Raw genomic sequence first — 17,848 nt, forward strand, 5'->3', positions numbered from 1 at the left:
TAATGCAAAAAGCGCTCATCCTTTCGGATGAACGCTTTTTTTATGCCGTTGATTAGGCGTTGATATCAATAATTTCAAATTTAGTCACATCAACTAAGCCTTTATCGGTAATCCGTAAGTTTGGAATTACATCGAGTGGCATAGCGCCGAGTTTCATAATCGGATCAAATTGGGCAGTGACGTTGAGTTGTTCATGACAAATGGTATTAAATGCTTTTTGATGGGCGATGAGTGAATCAATTGGTTCAGTACTCATTAAACCACCAATTACAAATGGAAGGGTTGCGATTACCTGACCATTTTGAACGGCAACACCGCCACCTTGGCAAGCTTTGAGTGCATCGATGGCAACGACCATATCAGCGTCGTTGGTACCAACAACGACTAAGTTATGGCTATCATGACCGATGCTGGTGGCAATCGCACCGTTTTGAAGATCAAAGCCACTTAAGAGACCGACGCCGACGTTGCCGGTTAAATGATGTCGTTCAACCACGGCGACTTTAACGATATCTTCGCTAGGCTTGTAGTGAAAATCACCCTCTGCATCGTGTGCAACAGGTAAGACAAGGTTTTGAGTACGACTAATACTTTGTAAGCCAATCACGTGGGCTTTATCGCTTGTGAGATTGAGTTTTAATTGGTCAGTTGAAAAATTATCGAGATGAACGGTTTCTAGAAGATCATCAAAGCCGGCGACGGAATCGTCAGTCGGTAATAAGTAAGCGCCGTTTGCGGCAATCTTTTGACCGTCAATAAAGGTTTGGTTAACGCTGAAGTGTTCGAGGTCGTCGACCAATAAGAAATCAGCTTTGAGACCAGGTGCAATACCACCACGATCGCTGAGTCCGGTACATTGAGCTGTGTTGATGGTGGCCATCTGAATGGCGGTTAGCGGATCAATCCCGTTTTGAATGGCGACACGAATGCTTTCGTCCAAGTGGCCAGTTTCGCGAAGGGTAACGGATTGTAAATCGTCACCACAGAGGCAACAAAAGCGTGCATTTTGAGGTGTAACACCTTTTAAAAGTGTCGGCATATTCTTTGAAACAGTGCCGTAGCGGAGATAGACGTACATACCGCGACTGATACGATCGAGCATTTCATCAACTTGTGTACATTCGTGATCGTTGTGAACACCTGCAGCTGCATAAGCGTTGAGCCCCTGACCGTGTAGTGCGGGTGAATGGCCATCAATCATTTTACGGGCGTTCAGCGAAACTAATAATTCATCTAAAACACCATCGTCGGCATTGACGACGCCGGGATAGTTCATGAATTCGGCAAGGCCATAGGTTAGTCCTTGGTCGTAAGATTGCTTAATCTCATCTGCGGTAATGACAGCGCCAGATGTTTCGAGGGTTGGATTCGCGGCGGGAACGCAAGATGGCATCGTGTACTTAATGTCGAGTGCTGTGTTTTTGGCAGAAGCAACCATGTATTCAAGGCCGCGCATACCGGCGACGTTGACGATTTCGTGGGGATCGGCGAGAATGGTGGTCGTCCCATGCGGTGTCACGAGTGAGCCAAAAACGGCGGGTGATACGTTAGCTGATTCGATGTGAATATGAGGATCAATCAAACCGGGTACGACGTATTGACCGTGTGCATTAATAACATTATCGGCTGTATAAGCTGCATCAATCCCCAGAAAACGACCATCCGCGATAGCGAGAGTGCCTTCGATGATCCGGGCATTATAGACATCGACAATTTTAGCGTTTTTAATGATCGTGTCGGCTGGTTTGCGACCGGCAGCTTGATCGATGAGTTGCTTTAAAGTTGATTTATCCATTTTAAAAACTCCTTTTTATTTACCGGGTAATTCGTGCATTGTAAAGAGTAGGACTAAGAATAAGAGCGCGGCAACGTACATAATTGGATGCACTTTTTTACCCTTACCAGCCGCAATCATTGTGATTGGGTATGAGATTAAACCAAAAGCCAAGCCGTATGAAATATTGTAAGTTAATGGGACACAAAGGATAATCATAAATGCGGGGAAGGCTGTTTCGAATTCAGACCAATCGATGTTGGCGATTGATTTAATCATGAATGAGCCAACGATAATTAAAATAGGAGCAGTTACTTCGGATGTTACAACTGCTAATAAAGGCGAGAAGAATAAACTAAGAGCGAACATGATGGCGACAACGACTGCGGTAAAACCGGTACGGCCACCAACGGCGATCCCAGTTGAAGATTCAATATAACAAGCAGTTGGTGTTGAGCCAAAAACGGAACCGGCGATCATTGATGTTGAATCTGCGAAGAGGGCTTTGCCGACTTCTTTGGGCATTTTGTTATCTTTGATGAAACCAGCTTGTTGGGCTAACCCGATAACGGTCCCGGTTGTATCGAAGAATACGCTGAAGAAAAAGACGAGAACGACGACGGCCATTTGAACCGAGAAGACATCTTTAAGATGAATGAGAGACACACCAAACGTTGGTGCGAGGCTAGGAATTGAAGAAACGACACCGGTGGGCATTGCGATTAAACCGGTAACAACACCCATAATGGCAGTAGCGGCCAACCCGATGAAGAGGGCGCCAGGAATTTTACGAGCGAGTAAAGCGACTGTTAAGATTAGGCCGAAGACGGTTAACCAAACATGCGGATTAGACCAGTTAGTGATGGTAACGAAAGATTTGGCGCTGGCAACCACCAGACCGCCTTGCTTTAAACCGGTAAAAGCGATGAATAACCCAATACCAACGGCCATCGCAGATTTGAGATTGGCGGGAATCGCGTTAATGACCACTTCACGAACTTTTAAAACAGTGACGAGCATGAAGAGTAAGGAAGCAACAAAAACACCGGCTAAAGCTGTTTGCCAAGGAATCCCCATTCCTAAAACAACAGAGTAGGCGAAAAAGGCGTTACTACCAAGTCCGGGGGCAACTGCGATTGGGTAGTTGGCAATGAGGGCCATTGCTAAACAACCAACGATACCGGTAAGTGCTGTGGCGACGAAGACGGCGCCTTTATCTAAACCGGCGTCCCCCAAAATTGTGGGGTTCACGAATAAAATATATGACATCGCGATGAAAGTTGTAATCCCGGCGATGATTTCAGTCTTAAGGGTTGAACCACTTTCCTTAATTTTGAATTGGCGTTCTAACCAATTCGTTCGTGTTTCTGATATAGAATCAACTCTCTTATCCATAATGCACCTCTTAATTTATTTGAAATAAGAACTATTGCCTTATTGTACACCAAAAGGTTTTATTTTTTAAGACTAAATACGAAAAATCATAAAAATAATACGATTAAAGTTCGTTTATTAATGCAAAAGCGAATTGTTTAGGTACGAAAATAAGCATTTAAGGTGTAAAACCTTAAATGCTTATCGATTAAATTTAAACGAGTGCTTTAACTTGTTTGGCAATCGCTAATTCTTCATTAGTAGGAATCATCAAGACCTTGATAGCTGAATCGTCGGTACTAATTTGACGTGCACCATGGCCTTGTTCATTACGTTCTGGATCAATCTTAACGCCTAGAACGGCTAAGCGGTCGCAGACATCAGCGCGCATTTTAGCATCATTTTCACCAATTCCGGCTGTGAAAGTAATGACATTGGCACCGCCAAGTTCAACGTAGTAGCTACCGATAAACTTAGCAGCAGAAGTGATGAACATATCATAAGCTAATTCGGCACGAGGATTAGTTGCCAATGATGATTGGATATCACGCATATCAGCAGAAATACCTGAAACGCCGAGAATTCCTGATTCTGTATTTAAGAGTGTGATGATTTCGTCAGCACTCTTATTTAATTCATTCATTAAGAAGGGGACAATAGCAGCATCTAACGAACCGGCACGAGTGCCCATTGGAAGACCTTCAAGTGGGGTGAAGCCCATTGATGTATCGACTGGTTTGCCATTTTGGCTAGCTGTGATTGAAGAACCACCACCAAGATGTAGGGTGATCAATTTTAAATCTGCGACTGGTTGGTTTAAAAAGTCAGCTGTTTCTTGTAAGATATAGCCGTGACTAATACCGTGTTCGCCGTATTTACGGATTTGGTATTTTTGGCTATCTTCATAAGGAAGTCCATAAAAACTGGTTGCATCTGGCATATCTAGGTAGAATTGACTATCGAAGACAGCGACTTCGGGCACTGAATTTGGTAAGATATGCATTAAGGTTTCAATGCAATCCACTTGAACAGGATTGTGTAATGGTGCGTATTTATCGAGTGCTTTGAGAGTTGCCAAATTATCGGCAGTGATTAACGTTGATTTTTCAAATGTTGTTGCGCCGGCAACCACTCGGTGACCAACTGCGACAATGTCGCTAGGAGAGTCAATAATGGCATTGTCTTGTAATTGTTTCAATAAACGAATAACACCATCTTCATAGGTTAGATTAGCGATTGCGACCTGTTCTTTTTGGCCGTTGAATTTAAAAGTAAAGCGCGCTTCTGGGGTGTTCATCCGTTCCATCAAACCGCTAGCGACTAAGCTTAAATCGGTTTGTTGAAATAGTTGCCACTTTAGGGATGAACTACCAGCATTGATAACTAAAATATTGTTCAAAAAGAAACACCTCTACTATCTTAATTTTCTTGAATAGCTATATTTTATACGCTCTTTTCAGAAAAATAAAATAAGTATAAAGTAATGCTGCTATAATAAATATTTATAGTTAAATTAGCATTGACGGCATGCTTTTTACATGCTATATTTGTAGTTGGTTATTTATGCTACCGAAGACTCAGGTGCCAATAGGCTTAATATCCTGCCGAGGAAGATACGTTGAAATCCCTCTCTATGTCTTGGTGGACATGGAGTTTTTTATTTTATAAGAGACTCTTGACCACAAGTTTTACAAATCTAATGGAGGTGAATCAATTGAGCGAAACAATCATTGCAAAAAAAGCACAAATTGTTGACACAGTTGTTGAAAAATTTAATAACGCTGTTTCTATCGTAGTTATGGATTACCGTGGCTTAACAGTAGAACAAGTTACTGAATTACGTAAACAATTACGTGAAGCTGGCGTACAAATGGAAGTTGTTAAAAACACTTACTTGCGTCGTGCAGCAGACAAAGCTGGTTACGAAGGTTTAGATGAAACATTCTCTGGCCCTACTGCAGTTGCATTTTCTAACGAAGATGTTGTTGCACCAGCTAAGATCATCGCTAACTTTGCTAAGAGTGCTGAAGCACTTGAAATCAAAGGTGGTATGATCGAAGGTAAAGTGGCAACACTTGATGAAATCAACGCCTTGGCTACATTACCAAGTCGCGACGGTTTATTATCAATGTTACTTTCTGTATTACAAGCACCAGTCCGCAACGTCGCATATGCTGTTAAAGCAGTTGCCGACAGCAAAGACGAACCAGCTGCATAATTTAAAATTGTGTAGTTAAAAGTGTTACCAAAAAAATATTACCCATAAAATGGAGGAAACAAAAATGGCATTAGACGTAAATGCAATTGTTGATCAATTAAAAGAATCATCAATCTTAGAATTAAACGACTTAGTTAAAGCAATCGAAGAAGAATTCGGTGTTTCTGCAGCAGCTCCAGTAGCAGCAGCAGGTGCAGCTGGCGCAGACGCAGCAGCTGAAAAAGACAGCTTTACTGTTGAATTATCAGAAATCGGCCAAGAAAAGGTTAAAGTTATCAAAGCCGTTCGTGAAATCACAGGCTTAGGCTTGAAAGATGCTAAGGGCTTAGTTGATAACGCTCCTTCAGCTCTTAAAGAAGACGTTTCTAAAGACGAAGCAGAAGAAATGAAAGCTAAATTAGAAGAAGTTGGCGCTGTCGTTAACTTGAAATAATTTCCTTTATTTCTAAGAGAACTCCACATTTGTGGGGTTCTTTTTTTGTGCTCAAAAAGAGTTAAGATTATGACAAATAGATGAGATAAATAACACTTTTTTTATTGCGCAAATCTTAAATTTGATTATTCACAAAATACAACGGAAAAACAATCAGTTTACAAGTAACTAAAAATAGTTTGATTGTTAGCCTTGTTTTAAGCAGCTAGCGCTCAAAAATAATCCTTTGGTACAGTAAATCACCAACTTGTGATGACTGTTAAAAGATGTTTAAAACACTGATATAGACACATTTAAAACCTCTTGTTCGCGGATTACGTATGCCGTATCATAATTTTGTAATAGCCATTAACTACTATCTGGATAATGGTTAATTGGCCATTATAATGGCAAAAACTGGAGGCGAGACAGTGAAAAAAATCATGTGGTTAGTAACAGTCGGTATTTTGACAGCGCTATTATTAATGAGTTATGTAGAAACTGTGACGGCCGAACAGCGAGCAACCGGTACGGTGCAAAAAGAGTCTACCGAATTATCCAAAAATGCAAATAGCGTAGCAAACCAAGTAGATGAAGTGCATGATAGTCAGTCGACAACCCCTGAAGTAACTAGCAATCAAAAGGTGACTAAGGTGGCAACGATTGACGATGGGATTCAAAATTGGGAGGCAACCTCACAAGCAACTATTGCATATATTGATTTGGGAAATGGGCGCAAATTAGGGTACACTTTTGGCAAGGCGAGCACTACTCGAGATGATGATGCCAATTTAAAACTTAGCAAACCACCGAAGGGGAACGTCTTTATTAATGATAACGGGACTTTATTGACAGCTTTTTTTGATGCAAAAGATGATATGGGAACGACGTATGATTACGGCGTCCATCATGATCAGTCGAGTAATAGTGCTTATAAATTTAATGAATCAATTCCTAATAAATTGAAATCGGTTAAGGTATATAAAGGCTTGACTAAGGAAGGGGCGGTAGCACTAAAATACGTGGGCGAAGCCGCTTTTAAAGATCATTCGTATCAGGTTGAAATGTTGTTACGGCCCAATCCAGGTAGGGCGGTGATTCAACAGGAACTCTATTTAACGAGTTTGGAAGGCCAAGCTCATCAGGCAGGGGTCTTTTTAGCCAAGGATTTACTGGTGGATAATGATGATGGGATTCCGGTTTATGCACAAGGAAACAATGCCGGTATGTATCTAAAAAGTAAACGTTATAAGGTTTTTATCAATGTTAAAATACCAGACGGGCCACAGCACTACACTGCAGGTCAATACACTGCTACTTATGATGGCTATGCTTTGACTGCATATAAAGGCCAATCTTTTGATAGTCCAGGTGTCGAAAATGATCAATTAAAAGAAGGCACTTTGATATTTGATAAACGAGATTCCATTTATAGTAATAAATGGTCTTGGCAAACGATTGAACCGAATACCGTGTATCATTATCGTTCTGATATCGGTTTAAGTGCGTCGGGGGCAGTTAGCCCGGATGCGATGATTAAATATACAAATAAGACTAGCGATAATGGTGAAAATCATGTGAACGATCAGCTGACAATTGAATCGATGGCACATAATAATGGTTATAATAGTCACTGGCAAGGCGTGACAATCACGAGTAATGTGCCTAAAGGATTAACAATCGCTCCCAAGTCACTTAAGTTGAAATTAGCTGATGAAACAATCCAGACGGTCGATGCTAGTCATTATGATGCACAGACTGGTCAGTTAAGTGTTAAGTTGCCTAAGGATTTGGCAGAAAATGAATGGACTAGTCTTTTATACGATGCCCAAATCAATAAAAGCGGTGCGGGAACGACGATGACCGCCAAAATGATCGCTAAAGGTGAAATTGGCTTTCCTAACGAAGCGTCAGATGACGTTCAGATTCCAATTCAAGACCAACCGACGGCGATTGAAAAAACAGTGCGGAATACAGAAAAGCCAACCGGTGATTACGGGGCAACGGCAGAAGGCACTGCCAAAGGCCGCTTCGATTATCGGGTGGTCTTGACGACCAATCAGACTGGTGGCGGGCTTGCATCGGGGACGCTTAGCGACGTACTACCGAAGGGATTAACGTTAGTCCCTAATTCAGCAGCAATTAAATATGCGCAACAAGCAACGCCGGACCCCGTTACGGCAATTGAAAAAATTAACCTTAAACCAATGGCGGCAGGTGAAACAGCAACCTTAACTTATCAGGCACAGGTCGCTGATACGGTTGATGACGGAGCCTTATTAAAGAATACGGCACAGGTGACTGGTAAAGAAGTCAATGGCACTGCGCTAACGATTGATGCCAGTGCTTCTGTGAAGATTACCAAACCTAAAATCGGAAAGGTAATCTTCAAATATCTTGATCGGGCTACTGGACAGCCAATCGGGGACCAGCAGATTACGATTACCGGGCCAATCGGCAAGCGCCTTTCGTCAACCAAACCCGATGAAATTCAGGTCAGTGGTGGGCAGAATATTAATCGAATTCGGCCCGCGTATATCGCTGGCTACGTACCGGTCGATTTTACCGCGGATGGTAATGCTAGTGCGCCGACTTTTGATCACCATGTCCGAGATGTTGATCCTGTGTTTGAGGCCGATGAGACAGTCTATCTTTTCAGGTATGAGAAACAACGGCTTGAAATAATGGCCCACCCAGTGCAACTTTCGTTCGGGCAGTTTTCGGACACACAGGCCGAACGAACATACTATTTACCAACGGCTAAGGATCAAAGCGGTCAGAAAAAGCCATATTCGATTGGGATTGCGGATTATTGGGGGATTAATAGTTGGCAATTAACGGTAAGCCAGCCTGAGCAATTTGAAGGGACTTACCTCAATCAAAATAAAAAGCCGCAACGGACGGTACTGGATAATGCTCGGCTAATCTTTAATAATATTGAATTTGAGAAGATCGTGACGAATGGCAATAGTGCACCCGAAAAAGAAAGCGGTGATTTTGCCAAACAACAAACGCTCATTCCAGGTGCGGCCCCTACAACGTTAGTGACTTATACGAAAAATGGGGAATATCTTGGTCAAGATCAGGACAACACAGATCATGATTATGATGTCCCAGGGTATTCTGAGTTTGAGTACCGTTTGGGCAACCAGAATAACCAAGACTACAGTATTGCACTCCACGTACCGCAGAAAACGGTCCGAAAAAAGACGACTTATAAGACTAAGTTAGTCTGGCAGCTGACCGTGGCGCCTTAATCAGTAGGACAAAAATAAAACGGGATCGCTTTTCAGTTGAAGAGCGATCCCGTTTTTTTATGGGGGTTAATTCGAGAGGTAGCGTTTTTGAAGCTTGATGGAGATGAATTCCAAACAGGCAGTAACCGCTAAGCAGAGGTAAACAATCACGCCGACTTCGTGGAAATCGTAGTAAAAGCCACTGGCGGTGAAGAGTTGATAACCGATACCACCGGCACCAGCAGCCGCACCCACGGCAATTGCGTTAGTGAAGTTGATTTCAAAGCGGATGAACGTCCAGGAAAGCAAAGCAGCAAAACTGCTAGGTAAGACTGCTTGGAAAACAATTTGCCACCAGCTAGCACCCATCGCTTTGAGACTTTCGATGGTCCCTTTGTCCAATGTTTCAAAACTTTCTGAATAGGCTTTTGTAAGATAGGCGAAACTATGGAAACTCAAGCCAATCACGGCCGCATCGGCACCGAGTCCGATGACAATTGAGAAAATTAACACCCATAAAATAGTGGGGATTGCGCGGATAATCGCCATTAGGGTCCGAATGGCAGTCCCAATTTTCGGATTGGAGAGGTTGTTGGCGGCTAACAGGCCGGCGAAGAAGGAACAGATGGCACCCAGTAAGGTCGTGAGCGTTGTGAGGGCGACACTATCGAGTAAAGCACGGAGTAACTGGGGGAATGTGTCAGTGCCATTTAAGCGTGGTTGCAAGAAGATTAAAGTCATATTTTGCCCCAGCGTTTTGAAGGCGGTCGGTAATTGAACGTTACCTGTTGAGAGTGTCAGCAGCTCGTATAAGCTGATGGCAATCAAAAGGCAGAAGGTGATGACGACGGTTTTACGGCGCCGATTCCACGGATGGACTAAAATGCGCTTAGCTATCGGTGGCGTGATTTCGGGTTGTATTATCAGTTTATGGGGCGTTTCAATCATCGCATTAATCTCCTGACTTGATTAGATAATAGTTCAACACAGACAACGCCGACAATGATGACGAGCGTCGTCATCCCAGCGAGGTCAAAACGGAAACTTTTGTAGTAAAGATCAAATGAAAAACCAATCCCGGTCCCAGTTAAAATTCCCACTAAGGTCGCATCACGAATGTTGTTTTCAATCATGTAGAGAATCCAGCTTAACAAAGAAGACGAGATACTAGGGAGAATCCCTTGGCACACGATTTGTAAGTAGTTGGCACCCGTTGTGCTGAGTGTTTCGTAAATGTTGGTTGCTTTGGTATCAATTAATGCCATGAAGGCCCGGGTTAAATAACCGAAGGACCCTAGAAAAAGGGCCAACAAACCGGTTAAATCACTTTGCTTGAAGGCGAGGAGTAAAATCATTGCCCAAGCGATTAACGGAATATTGCGACAAAATGATGCGAATATGCGCGCGAATAACTTTGTAAAGCGGTTGATACCAGTCGTTTCTGAGCCAGTCAGAGCGACAATTAGGGCCAAGAAAGCGGCCGCTAGAGTGGCGGCAATTGAAAGGGTCACGGTTTGGGTAAACTTAGTCACAATCTCGGGGAGTGCGGCAATGGCGCGGCTGGTAGGCATGAAGTTGGTGACCATCCAAACGATAGCGGCTGGGATGGCTTTGACTGAGCTGACCAGATGATAGTCGATTAGCGTGGCTGTTGAAAAATAGAGGCCACTGAGCAACAGTGCAATCGCAATCAGCGCCAAGTTTCGGTTTCTGAAGAATTTTTGAACAGTCATCGGCTACTCCTCACTATCTTGGTAGAGTTGCTCAAGAACCGCGGGAGTCAATTCATCTTGAACGCCTGAAAAGACGAGGTGACCTTGATTGATACCTAGAATCCGGTCCGCATATTCCCGCGCAGCATCGATTTGATGTAAGTTAACGATGCAAGTGATATTGGCTTTTTTAGTCAAACGGTGAAGATAATCCATCACTGTTTTAGCGGATTGTGGATCGAGTGAGGCAATTGGTTCATCACAAAGGAGTAAGTTAGGATGTTGCATTAAAGCGCGTGCGATTCCGACCCGTTGCATCTGGCCACCACTCAATTCATCACACCGGTTATACATAAAATCAGCCAAGCCAACAGCGGTTAATAATGTGACGGCTTCTTCCTTTTCAGTTTGGGAGTACCAACCAAAAATCCCGCGCAGCGTTGACTGGTAGCCTAGGCGACCGTGAAGGACGTTTTCGATGACCGTTAAATGAGGGACTAAGTTAGCGCTTTGGAAAATCATGCCAATTTGGCGGCGGATTAGCCGGAGTTCTTTTTTCTTTGCGTGGCGGATGTCTTGTCCGTCGAGGCTAATTTCGCCACTATTGGTGTTGATTAGTCGGTTGATACTACGTAAAATGGTTGATTTGCCGGCACCAGAGGGCCCAATAATGGCGATGAATTCACCTTTATTAGCTGTGAAGGAAATGTCGGTTAAGGCTTGGCGTCCAGTGGCAAAAGTTTTATTGATGTGGTTGACCGATAACATGCGTCAAAACCGCCTTTCAAGGGTTAGTAGGATTAATTTTTAGCAACGAGTTTATTAGTAGGTGCATACCAGTCATCTGTTACTTTTAAAAGTTGCGATTTACTTGATTCTTTCTTCCAGATAGCAGGCACTTTGGCATCTTTAGGAGAGAGAATTTTAGGATTGTCGGTGACTGCTTTGCTTGTAAATGCTTTGGTGATGTTTTCTTGATCTTTTTTGCTTAATTTATCAGTGTTTGCAACGAATGGGCCATTTTGAACGGGGCTGATGGCAATCGCCACACTTTCTTTACCACGAACACTAGTGAATGGGGCAGTGGCATTGTCTTTAACGCGGAATTCTGAACCCACTTTGGTCCATGAGCCTTTGGCAACATCGATATAAGCGTTGGTATCAATGTCATCGAAGACAGCGACATCAGCATCGCCGTTGAAGAGGTTGACGGCAGAACCTTGGTGCGAGTTACCGAAGAGAACGGATTTGAAGAAGTGACCGTTTTGAGAAAGTTCGTCACTATTTTTTAAGTTAAACTTACTTTGGATAGCGGCCACCGGAATTAAGTGCCCTGAAGTGGAGCTGACGGAAACAAAAGAGATTTTTTTGCCTTTAATGTTGTCGATACTGTATTGACCGTTCTTTTGATATTGGGCTTCTTTGCCTTTGGGGACCATGAAGTATGAGTGGTAAGCAGCATCTTTTAAAGTGCCAGAAGCGCCGGAAAGGGCAAATAATGGTTGAACAGCTTTATTCTTAAGATGTGACTGGGCGTAACCTTCAGGCCCCATGAAAGCTAATTGAGCTTTACCAGAAGCGATGGCTTCAATCGCGATGTTGTAATCGGTGGTGGTTTGAATCTTGATTTTCTTACCAGTGGCTTTTTCAAGTTGTTGTTTGATCGCAGTTCGGGAAGCATTGAAATCTTTAGCAGATTCGTTAGGATAAAAGACCATGGTCAAAGTTTGATTACTGCTGGCTGATTTTTTTGAAGAACAACCGGCCAGTGTTGCAATCAATAGAATTGATAATAAAGCCAATAGGGCAGATAACTTTTTTTTCAAGGGTGAAACCTCCAATGAATTATAAGTATTGTTGAACCGTTTTGATTGTTTCTAATAGAGTAGCGATTTGAGTGCCGTCGACATTACCAATCGTCCCGATTCGGAATGAGGGTACTTTAGTTGTTTTACCAGGATAAATAACGAAGTGGCGGCGTTTTAATGTGTTGTAGAAAGTTTGGAAATCAAATGAATTGCTAGGCATTTTGAAAGTAGTGATGATGGGGGATTGGTCGGCAGTTGGCAATAAGGCCTCGTAGCCCAGTGCTTGCATACCAGCGACTAAAGTGGCTTGATTTTGGTGATAACGGTAGTAGCGGGCTTCAATCCCACCTTCAAGGGCGAGTTCGTGAAGGGCTTCTTGGAAGGCCAATACAGTGTGGGTTGGTGATGTGAAGCGCCATTTACCAGGGTGTTCTTTGAAACTGATATATTGGGCGTATAAATCAAGCGACACAGAAGTGGAACGATTTTGACAATGTTCTAATTGCTGGCAGTTGGCAATCACGAATGAAAAACCGGGCACGCCTTGAATGCATTTATTGGCACTGCTGATTAGAAAATCAATGCCTAAGGTTGGCACATCAATGGGAATGCCGCCAAAGCTACTCATGGCATCAACAATTGTGGTGATGTTTTGAGCTTTGACCCATGGGAAAATGGTATCGATGGGATTTAAAATCCCCGTTGTCGTTTCGCAGTGGATCATTGCGAAATGGGTGATTTCGGGATGCTTTTTAAAGAAGGCTTGCACCAATTCAAGGGTGATTGGTTCCGTTTCGGAGACTTCGAGGTCAACGTGTTGAATTTGAAGGCGATCAGCCATTTCGGCCATTCGTTTGCCGTAGGCGCCGTTGATGGCAATCATTAAACAGCCGTAAGCTTGTTGATCCTTTTTAGGAAGGACAGTGTTGAGGACCGCTTCGACGCCGTAGCTGCCACTGCCTTGTAATAAGACGGCGGTGTAGTTGTCTAATTTGGCTTGGGCAAGTGCAACCAATTGTTGACGGATATCTTCGGTGATGGCGAGGTAGTCTTGATCCCAAGTGCTAAGGTCGACTTGCATGGCTTCTTTGACAGCGGCTGATGTGCTGAGGGGGCCAGGGGTTAAAAGTAAATACAGTTGGTTCATGATTAGGCATGCTCCTTTTGAAGGGTTTCGTATTTTGAAAGAATGGCGGGTAGTTCACTGAGATTATGAATGATATAGTCAGCGCCAGCTTCCTTAAGGGTTCTAGTGATTTCTGCAAATTTAGCAATTCGTGTTTTTTGAGGTAGGTCGATGAGTTCCGTTTGACTTAGGCCAAGCAAACTACTGCTTTCGATAATGCCGACGGTTAAGGCGCCAGCGTTTTTACCTTCTTGCATATCGATGACGGTGTCACCGACTTTAACGACTGTTTGCGGATCTGTAATATTGAACGCCGTCATGATGTAGTTAATCATATCGGGTGCTGGTCGACCAGCTGCGACGTCTTCTTTTGAAACCATTAGTTCGGGATGGTAACCTAGTAATCCGGCTTGTTTCGCGGCGATTGCGAGCATTGATTTGGTGTAGCCAGTGGTCGTCGCGATATGAATATGGTGTGCTTTTAAATAAGTTTGGACTTGAAGAACGGCAGGGGTGAGTGTTGTTTCTGTACTCAAGCGATTGAGTAAAAATTGTTCGAAATAGTTAAAGAGTTGCAATTGATCAGCATCGGTAATCCCACGTTTGTATTTTGCAAACCAAGCGCGTTGCACCTCTGGCATTTTAGCGAGTTTGGCAATGTGTTCATGTTTTTCGATGCCCATATCTTGCCTAATTCTGATAGTATCGATTTGAATGCCGGCTGCGTTAAACGCGCTTTGAAATGCTAATACTGGATCTAAACTCCCAAAATCGATTGTGGTCCCTGCCCAATCAAAAATGACGCATTGAATATCCGTCATGTGAAAAAGCCTCCTTATGTCGTTGCAATATTGAAGTACAAATTCAGTATAGGGAAACTTTGTAAATCTCCAGCTCGTTTTCAGTAAACGTTCTGTAATAGAATTGAAAACATTAAGTGCTGTCACTTGAGTAGTTGTCAATGACATTGATTAATATGGGAGGGGGGGACAAATAAAAAACGTCCAAGACAAATTGTCTTGGACGTGTGAGGTTAGATTAGTGTGCGAAGGCTAATCACCTTTGGACGCACTCAGATTTATAACGTGTTTTTCAATGCATGTTCTTGTGCTTAGCGCCGCTAGTCAAACAACCGATTGCATCGGTCATTCGCCTATCTATGCTAATGCTCAGAACATAACCGCATTGAATGCACTCAGATTTATAACGTGCTTTTCAATGTACATGCTTGCGTTTAGCACCATCTATCAAATAAGTGACAGGGTCACTTATCCGCTAGACTAAGCTAATCCTCAGCATGTGTCTACATTGAACGCACTTCGTTTTAATAATTAATTTTATAAGTTAGTTCTACGAATTGGCCTAGTTGGCGGGTTTTACTTAATTCTAATGGCATGTCCGTTAAGTGGGTGCTGATGAGAGAAATGCCGTCACCTAGTAAAACGGGGGCGATGGTGATGATTAGTTCGTCTACTAATTGGGCTTTCAAGAGCATTGTGAATGTTTCGGCGCCACCAACTAACCAAATATTGCCACCATCTTGTGTTTTTAATTGGCGAACGAATTCTGGCACGTTGCCGGTGACCACGTTGGTGCGGTCTGCGGTATCGTGGAGTGTTTTAGAAAAAACATAACTTTGTTTTTCCTGATAAGGATAGGTCCCAGCCAGTTTGATACATTGTTCATAAGTTTTACGGCCCATAATAATGGTATCGACACCTTGGTAAAAGCTTTGAATAGCGGCATCGGATTCTGATGAATTAAGTGCGGATAGCCAAGCGGTACTGCCATCTTTTTCAGCAATAAAGCCGTCTAAACTTTGCGCGAGATATAAAATCACTTTGCGGTGTTCTGGTTCTGTCATGGTCAACACATCCTTTTAGTTTGGTTACCTACAGTATACCAAATTAAAGCGCTTTAATCTGGTTTGAACCGTTGGTAATTTAGCGTGATTTAGCTTATTATGATAAGAATAGATGTTGTTAAGGGAGCGTAATCATGACAGAAAATGACTTTTCACCAGAGATTCAAAGTTTAGTTGCACAAGTACAGGCTAATTATCCACAACCGATTAAGATTCGGGTTGCACAAGAAGCTTCTGGGATGTTAAAACACGACCAGGCACAACGCGTGATGAATGACGACGGCAGTTTGGCAATCTTATTAACAGATGCGACAGCTGTGGATTATTCATTATCACACGAACTACTCCATTTATTATTGTTATCGACCGGTTTTCCACAGGTTTTGGAAGATGTGACGACTGAAAATGCCCAGTTAGATGAACAATTAATGGCCACTGGGATGACATTGTACAATGCGGCAGTCCATACCATTATTCAACAAGAACAGGTGGCCCACGGTTTTGTCGATACCGAAACCAAACAAGCCTATCTAGAAGGTTTCCGCGATAATATGACACCTGAAAAAGATGATCCAGAAAACCAATGGGTGATTTACCGCGTCTTAACGTTATTGGATGCACTTGTCTTTTTCGATGGCGGTAATCAACAGTTGGATAACCAGTGGACAACTGATTATCCAGTGGCTTATCCACAAGCGCAAATTTTATACCAAGTTTTACAACGGAAAACAATCGATTCACCGTTCACATTACGCCGAGCTGTGATTAACTTGTGGGTTGTGTTTGATCGTGTGTTAGAGACACTCGGTTTTGCGGCCACTAACTTACAACAATTATTGACGCTAACACCGGTTTTGAGTGAACGCCAATTGCGCTTAGATGTGCGCCAAGTTTATGATATCCTTCATTCAGACCACTTGTTAGCCAATAAAACGCAACAAATGGCCTATGTTGGGATTGGTAAGAGTGATCAACAAAATGCGTTTGTCTTGAGTGTTTCTGATAAAGAAGCAACACCCGAATATTTCCAACGCTTATATGATTTATCAGTCCGTGATTTCTTAAATGAAATTGAGATGCCTTATTCACTACGTTAATTGAGGAGAATGAAGATGTTAGAAGAACAATATCAAAAAATTGATGCGCTTGATCAACAACTTGCCGCGTTATTTGAACAACGGATGGCAGTGGTTGATGAAATCGCTCAAATCAAATTCGATAATCAAATCGGTTTGACCAACATTCAACGTGAAAAAGCAGTGATGGACCAACGAATGGCCGCGGTTGAAGATTCGAAATTTGAACCGTATATTGTTGATTTATATCAAACGATGATTTTAATCGCTAAGCAGTATCAAGTTAAAAAAATGAAGGCTCTTAAAGAACAAGCAGAAGCCTAATGCCAAAATGACGTTTAGGGGAACCTGACGTCATTTTTTAGTGGGTAAGTATGCTAAAATATAGGTAATTATAAAAAGACGAGGATGTTAACCAGTGACTAAACGACGCTATAATTTAGCCGTGATTCGTTACCGCGGTACATTACTATTATTAAACCGACTCAAAAAGCCTTACGCTGGTCTTTGGAATGGGATTGGCGGCAAGAACGAGGGTGACGAAACCGCCGAAATGGGCATGCAACGCGAGATTTTCGAAGAGACGGGTCTCAATCAGAATCAATATACCTTGTATAATACGGGGTGGTTGGACTGGCATATTGACGGCGAGTTTATCGCCGGGATTGATGTCTTTTTGGCGGAGATTAAGGAATCGGTGCAGCTACCGCTTTATCCGGTTGGTACGCGCGAAGGGGTTTTACAATTATTCGATGAGCAATGGGTTTTATCTGAAGAAAACTGCGGTATTGTTGCCGATTTGAAAGTTATTTTACCAGAAGTGCTCGCCAAAAATGTTAAACGCTACTACACCGATTTTCACGGGGAACAATTAATTGCCTATGAAGCATTTCCGATTGAGGAGGGGAATTAAATGATGACGAAAGAACAAACTTTGATGGTGCTCCAAGTATTGAAACGTAAATTACAAGGCCTCAGAATCTTTAGGGTCATTGAAGAGTTATTTTCACTCTATATTATTATTAAAGTCTTTACGGCCGATAGCCAAGTGAACTTATTGGGCGTCAACTTTACAGAAGGCCGGGCGATTGAATTGATGGTCCTTTTATTAGTGATTGAATTTTGCTTAACGCGGATTCAAACTAACTACAAGCAGGTTGGTCAACAGTTAATCGAGACTTTAAAAGATTTGACGGAACAAGAAAAACAACTTGTGCAACAATTTAAACGTTATTAGGTGGTGGGGAA

17 protein-coding genes and 1 other annotated feature are annotated in these 17,848 nt (G+C 42.7%); of the genes, 7 read left to right on the forward strand and 10 right to left on the reverse strand.

The genetic code is table 11. The features are described from left to right. Nucleotides 1–52: 52 nt before the first annotated feature. The 3 genes from ade to ACPBEH_RS09005 form a co-directional block, all read right to left on the reverse strand. On the reverse strand, nucleotides 53–1,795 hold the full coding sequence (ade, locus tag ACPBEH_RS08995; RefSeq protein WP_424348941.1) for an adenine deaminase: 1,743 nt from the start codon (nucleotides 1,793–1,795) through the stop codon (nucleotides 53–55). A gap of 15 nt (nucleotides 1,796–1,810) precedes the next feature. Further along, complete coding sequence (locus tag ACPBEH_RS09000; protein ID WP_424348942.1) at nucleotides 1,811–3,169, reverse strand: NCS2 family permease; 1,359 nt, start codon at nucleotides 3,167–3,169, stop codon at nucleotides 1,811–1,813. Between the two features lie 193 nt (nucleotides 3,170–3,362). After that, nucleotides 3,363–4,547, reverse strand: a complete 1,185-nt coding sequence (locus tag ACPBEH_RS09005; RefSeq protein ID WP_100970309.1) for an acetate/propionate family kinase — start codon at nucleotides 4,545–4,547, stop codon at nucleotides 3,363–3,365. A gap of 152 nt (nucleotides 4,548–4,699) precedes the next feature. After that, nucleotides 4,700–4,817 (forward strand) — a sequence feature (ribosomal protein L10 leader region). Between the two features lie 45 nt (nucleotides 4,818–4,862). Between ACPBEH_RS09005 and rplJ the strand changes: the two genes are divergently transcribed. From rplJ to ACPBEH_RS09020, 3 genes are all read left to right on the forward strand, one after another. Beyond that, nucleotides 4,863–5,366 (forward strand): 50S ribosomal protein L10, encoded by a 504-nt coding sequence (gene rplJ / locus ACPBEH_RS09010; RefSeq protein ID WP_424348943.1) that lies wholly within the window; start codon nucleotides 4,863–4,865, stop codon nucleotides 5,364–5,366. Between the two features lie 64 nt (nucleotides 5,367–5,430). Then, nucleotides 5,431–5,799 (forward strand): 50S ribosomal protein L7/L12, encoded by a 369-nt coding sequence (gene rplL / locus ACPBEH_RS09015; protein WP_011375358.1) that lies wholly within the window; start codon nucleotides 5,431–5,433, stop codon nucleotides 5,797–5,799. 410 nt (nucleotides 5,800–6,209) lie between these two features. Further along, nucleotides 6,210–9,035, forward strand: coding sequence for a WxL domain-containing protein (locus ACPBEH_RS09020; protein WP_424348944.1), 2,826 nt, complete (start codon nucleotides 6,210–6,212; stop codon nucleotides 9,033–9,035). 66 nt (nucleotides 9,036–9,101) lie between these two features. Here ACPBEH_RS09020 and ACPBEH_RS09025 read toward each other — a convergent pair whose 3' ends face one another. The 7 genes from ACPBEH_RS09025 to ACPBEH_RS09055 form a co-directional block, all read right to left on the reverse strand. Further along, nucleotides 9,102–9,962 carry a PhnE/PtxC family ABC transporter permease gene (locus tag ACPBEH_RS09025; RefSeq protein WP_424348945.1) on the reverse strand — a complete coding sequence of 287 codons (861 nt, stop codon included), beginning with the start codon at nucleotides 9,960–9,962 and terminating at the stop codon, nucleotides 9,102–9,104. After that, nucleotides 9,959–10,747 (reverse strand): ABC transporter permease subunit, encoded by a 789-nt coding sequence (locus ACPBEH_RS09030; RefSeq protein WP_424348946.1) that lies wholly within the window; start codon nucleotides 10,745–10,747, stop codon nucleotides 9,959–9,961. Before ACPBEH_RS09030 ends, ACPBEH_RS09025 begins: the two co-directional genes overlap by 4 nt. A 3-nt stretch (nucleotides 10,748–10,750) precedes the next feature. Further along, nucleotides 10,751–11,494, reverse strand: coding sequence for a phosphonate ABC transporter ATP-binding protein (gene phnC / locus ACPBEH_RS09035; protein WP_424348947.1), 744 nt, complete (start codon nucleotides 11,492–11,494; stop codon nucleotides 10,751–10,753). Between the two features lie 32 nt (nucleotides 11,495–11,526). Next, complete coding sequence (locus ACPBEH_RS09040) at nucleotides 11,527–12,552, reverse strand: phosphate/phosphite/phosphonate ABC transporter substrate-binding protein (RefSeq protein WP_424348948.1); 1,026 nt, start codon at nucleotides 12,550–12,552, stop codon at nucleotides 11,527–11,529. A 19-nt stretch (nucleotides 12,553–12,571) separates the two neighbouring features. Next, entirely contained in the window at nucleotides 12,572–13,681 is a 1,110-nt protein-coding gene (phnW, locus tag ACPBEH_RS09045; RefSeq protein WP_424348949.1) for a 2-aminoethylphosphonate--pyruvate transaminase, read from the reverse strand. A gap of 2 nt (nucleotides 13,682–13,683) precedes the next feature. Continuing rightward, nucleotides 13,684–14,481, reverse strand: a complete 798-nt coding sequence (gene phnX, locus ACPBEH_RS09050) for a phosphonoacetaldehyde hydrolase (protein WP_424348950.1) — start codon at nucleotides 14,479–14,481, stop codon at nucleotides 13,684–13,686. 503 nt (nucleotides 14,482–14,984) lie between these two features. Then, the gene (locus tag ACPBEH_RS09055) at nucleotides 14,985–15,524 is read right to left on the reverse strand and encodes a dihydrofolate reductase family protein (protein WP_424348951.1); all 540 of its coding nucleotides are present in this window, start codon (nucleotides 15,522–15,524) and stop codon (nucleotides 14,985–14,987) included. Between the two features lie 134 nt (nucleotides 15,525–15,658). On the opposite strand from ACPBEH_RS09055, the gene ACPBEH_RS09060 reads away from it, so the two are divergent. From ACPBEH_RS09060 to ACPBEH_RS09075, 4 genes are all read left to right on the forward strand, one after another. After that, nucleotides 15,659–16,621, forward strand: a complete 963-nt coding sequence (locus tag ACPBEH_RS09060; protein ID WP_424348952.1) for a hypothetical protein — start codon at nucleotides 15,659–15,661, stop codon at nucleotides 16,619–16,621. Between the two features lie 15 nt (nucleotides 16,622–16,636). Then, nucleotides 16,637–16,924, forward strand: a complete 288-nt coding sequence (locus ACPBEH_RS09065) for a chorismate mutase (RefSeq protein ID WP_424348953.1) — start codon at nucleotides 16,637–16,639, stop codon at nucleotides 16,922–16,924. Nucleotides 16,925–17,018: 94 nt separating this feature from the next. Next, on the forward strand, nucleotides 17,019–17,513 hold the full coding sequence (locus tag ACPBEH_RS09070; protein WP_424348954.1) for an NUDIX domain-containing protein: 495 nt from the start codon (nucleotides 17,019–17,021) through the stop codon (nucleotides 17,511–17,513). Then, nucleotides 17,514–17,837 carry a hypothetical protein gene (locus tag ACPBEH_RS09075; protein WP_016265648.1) on the forward strand — a complete coding sequence of 108 codons (324 nt, stop codon included), beginning with the start codon at nucleotides 17,514–17,516 and terminating at the stop codon, nucleotides 17,835–17,837. Nucleotides 17,838–17,848 lie beyond the last annotated feature (11 nt).

Source organism: Latilactobacillus parasakei (assembly GCF_049674265.1).
GTDB classification, from domain to species: Bacteria; Bacillota; Bacilli; order Lactobacillales; family Lactobacillaceae; genus Latilactobacillus; species Latilactobacillus sakei.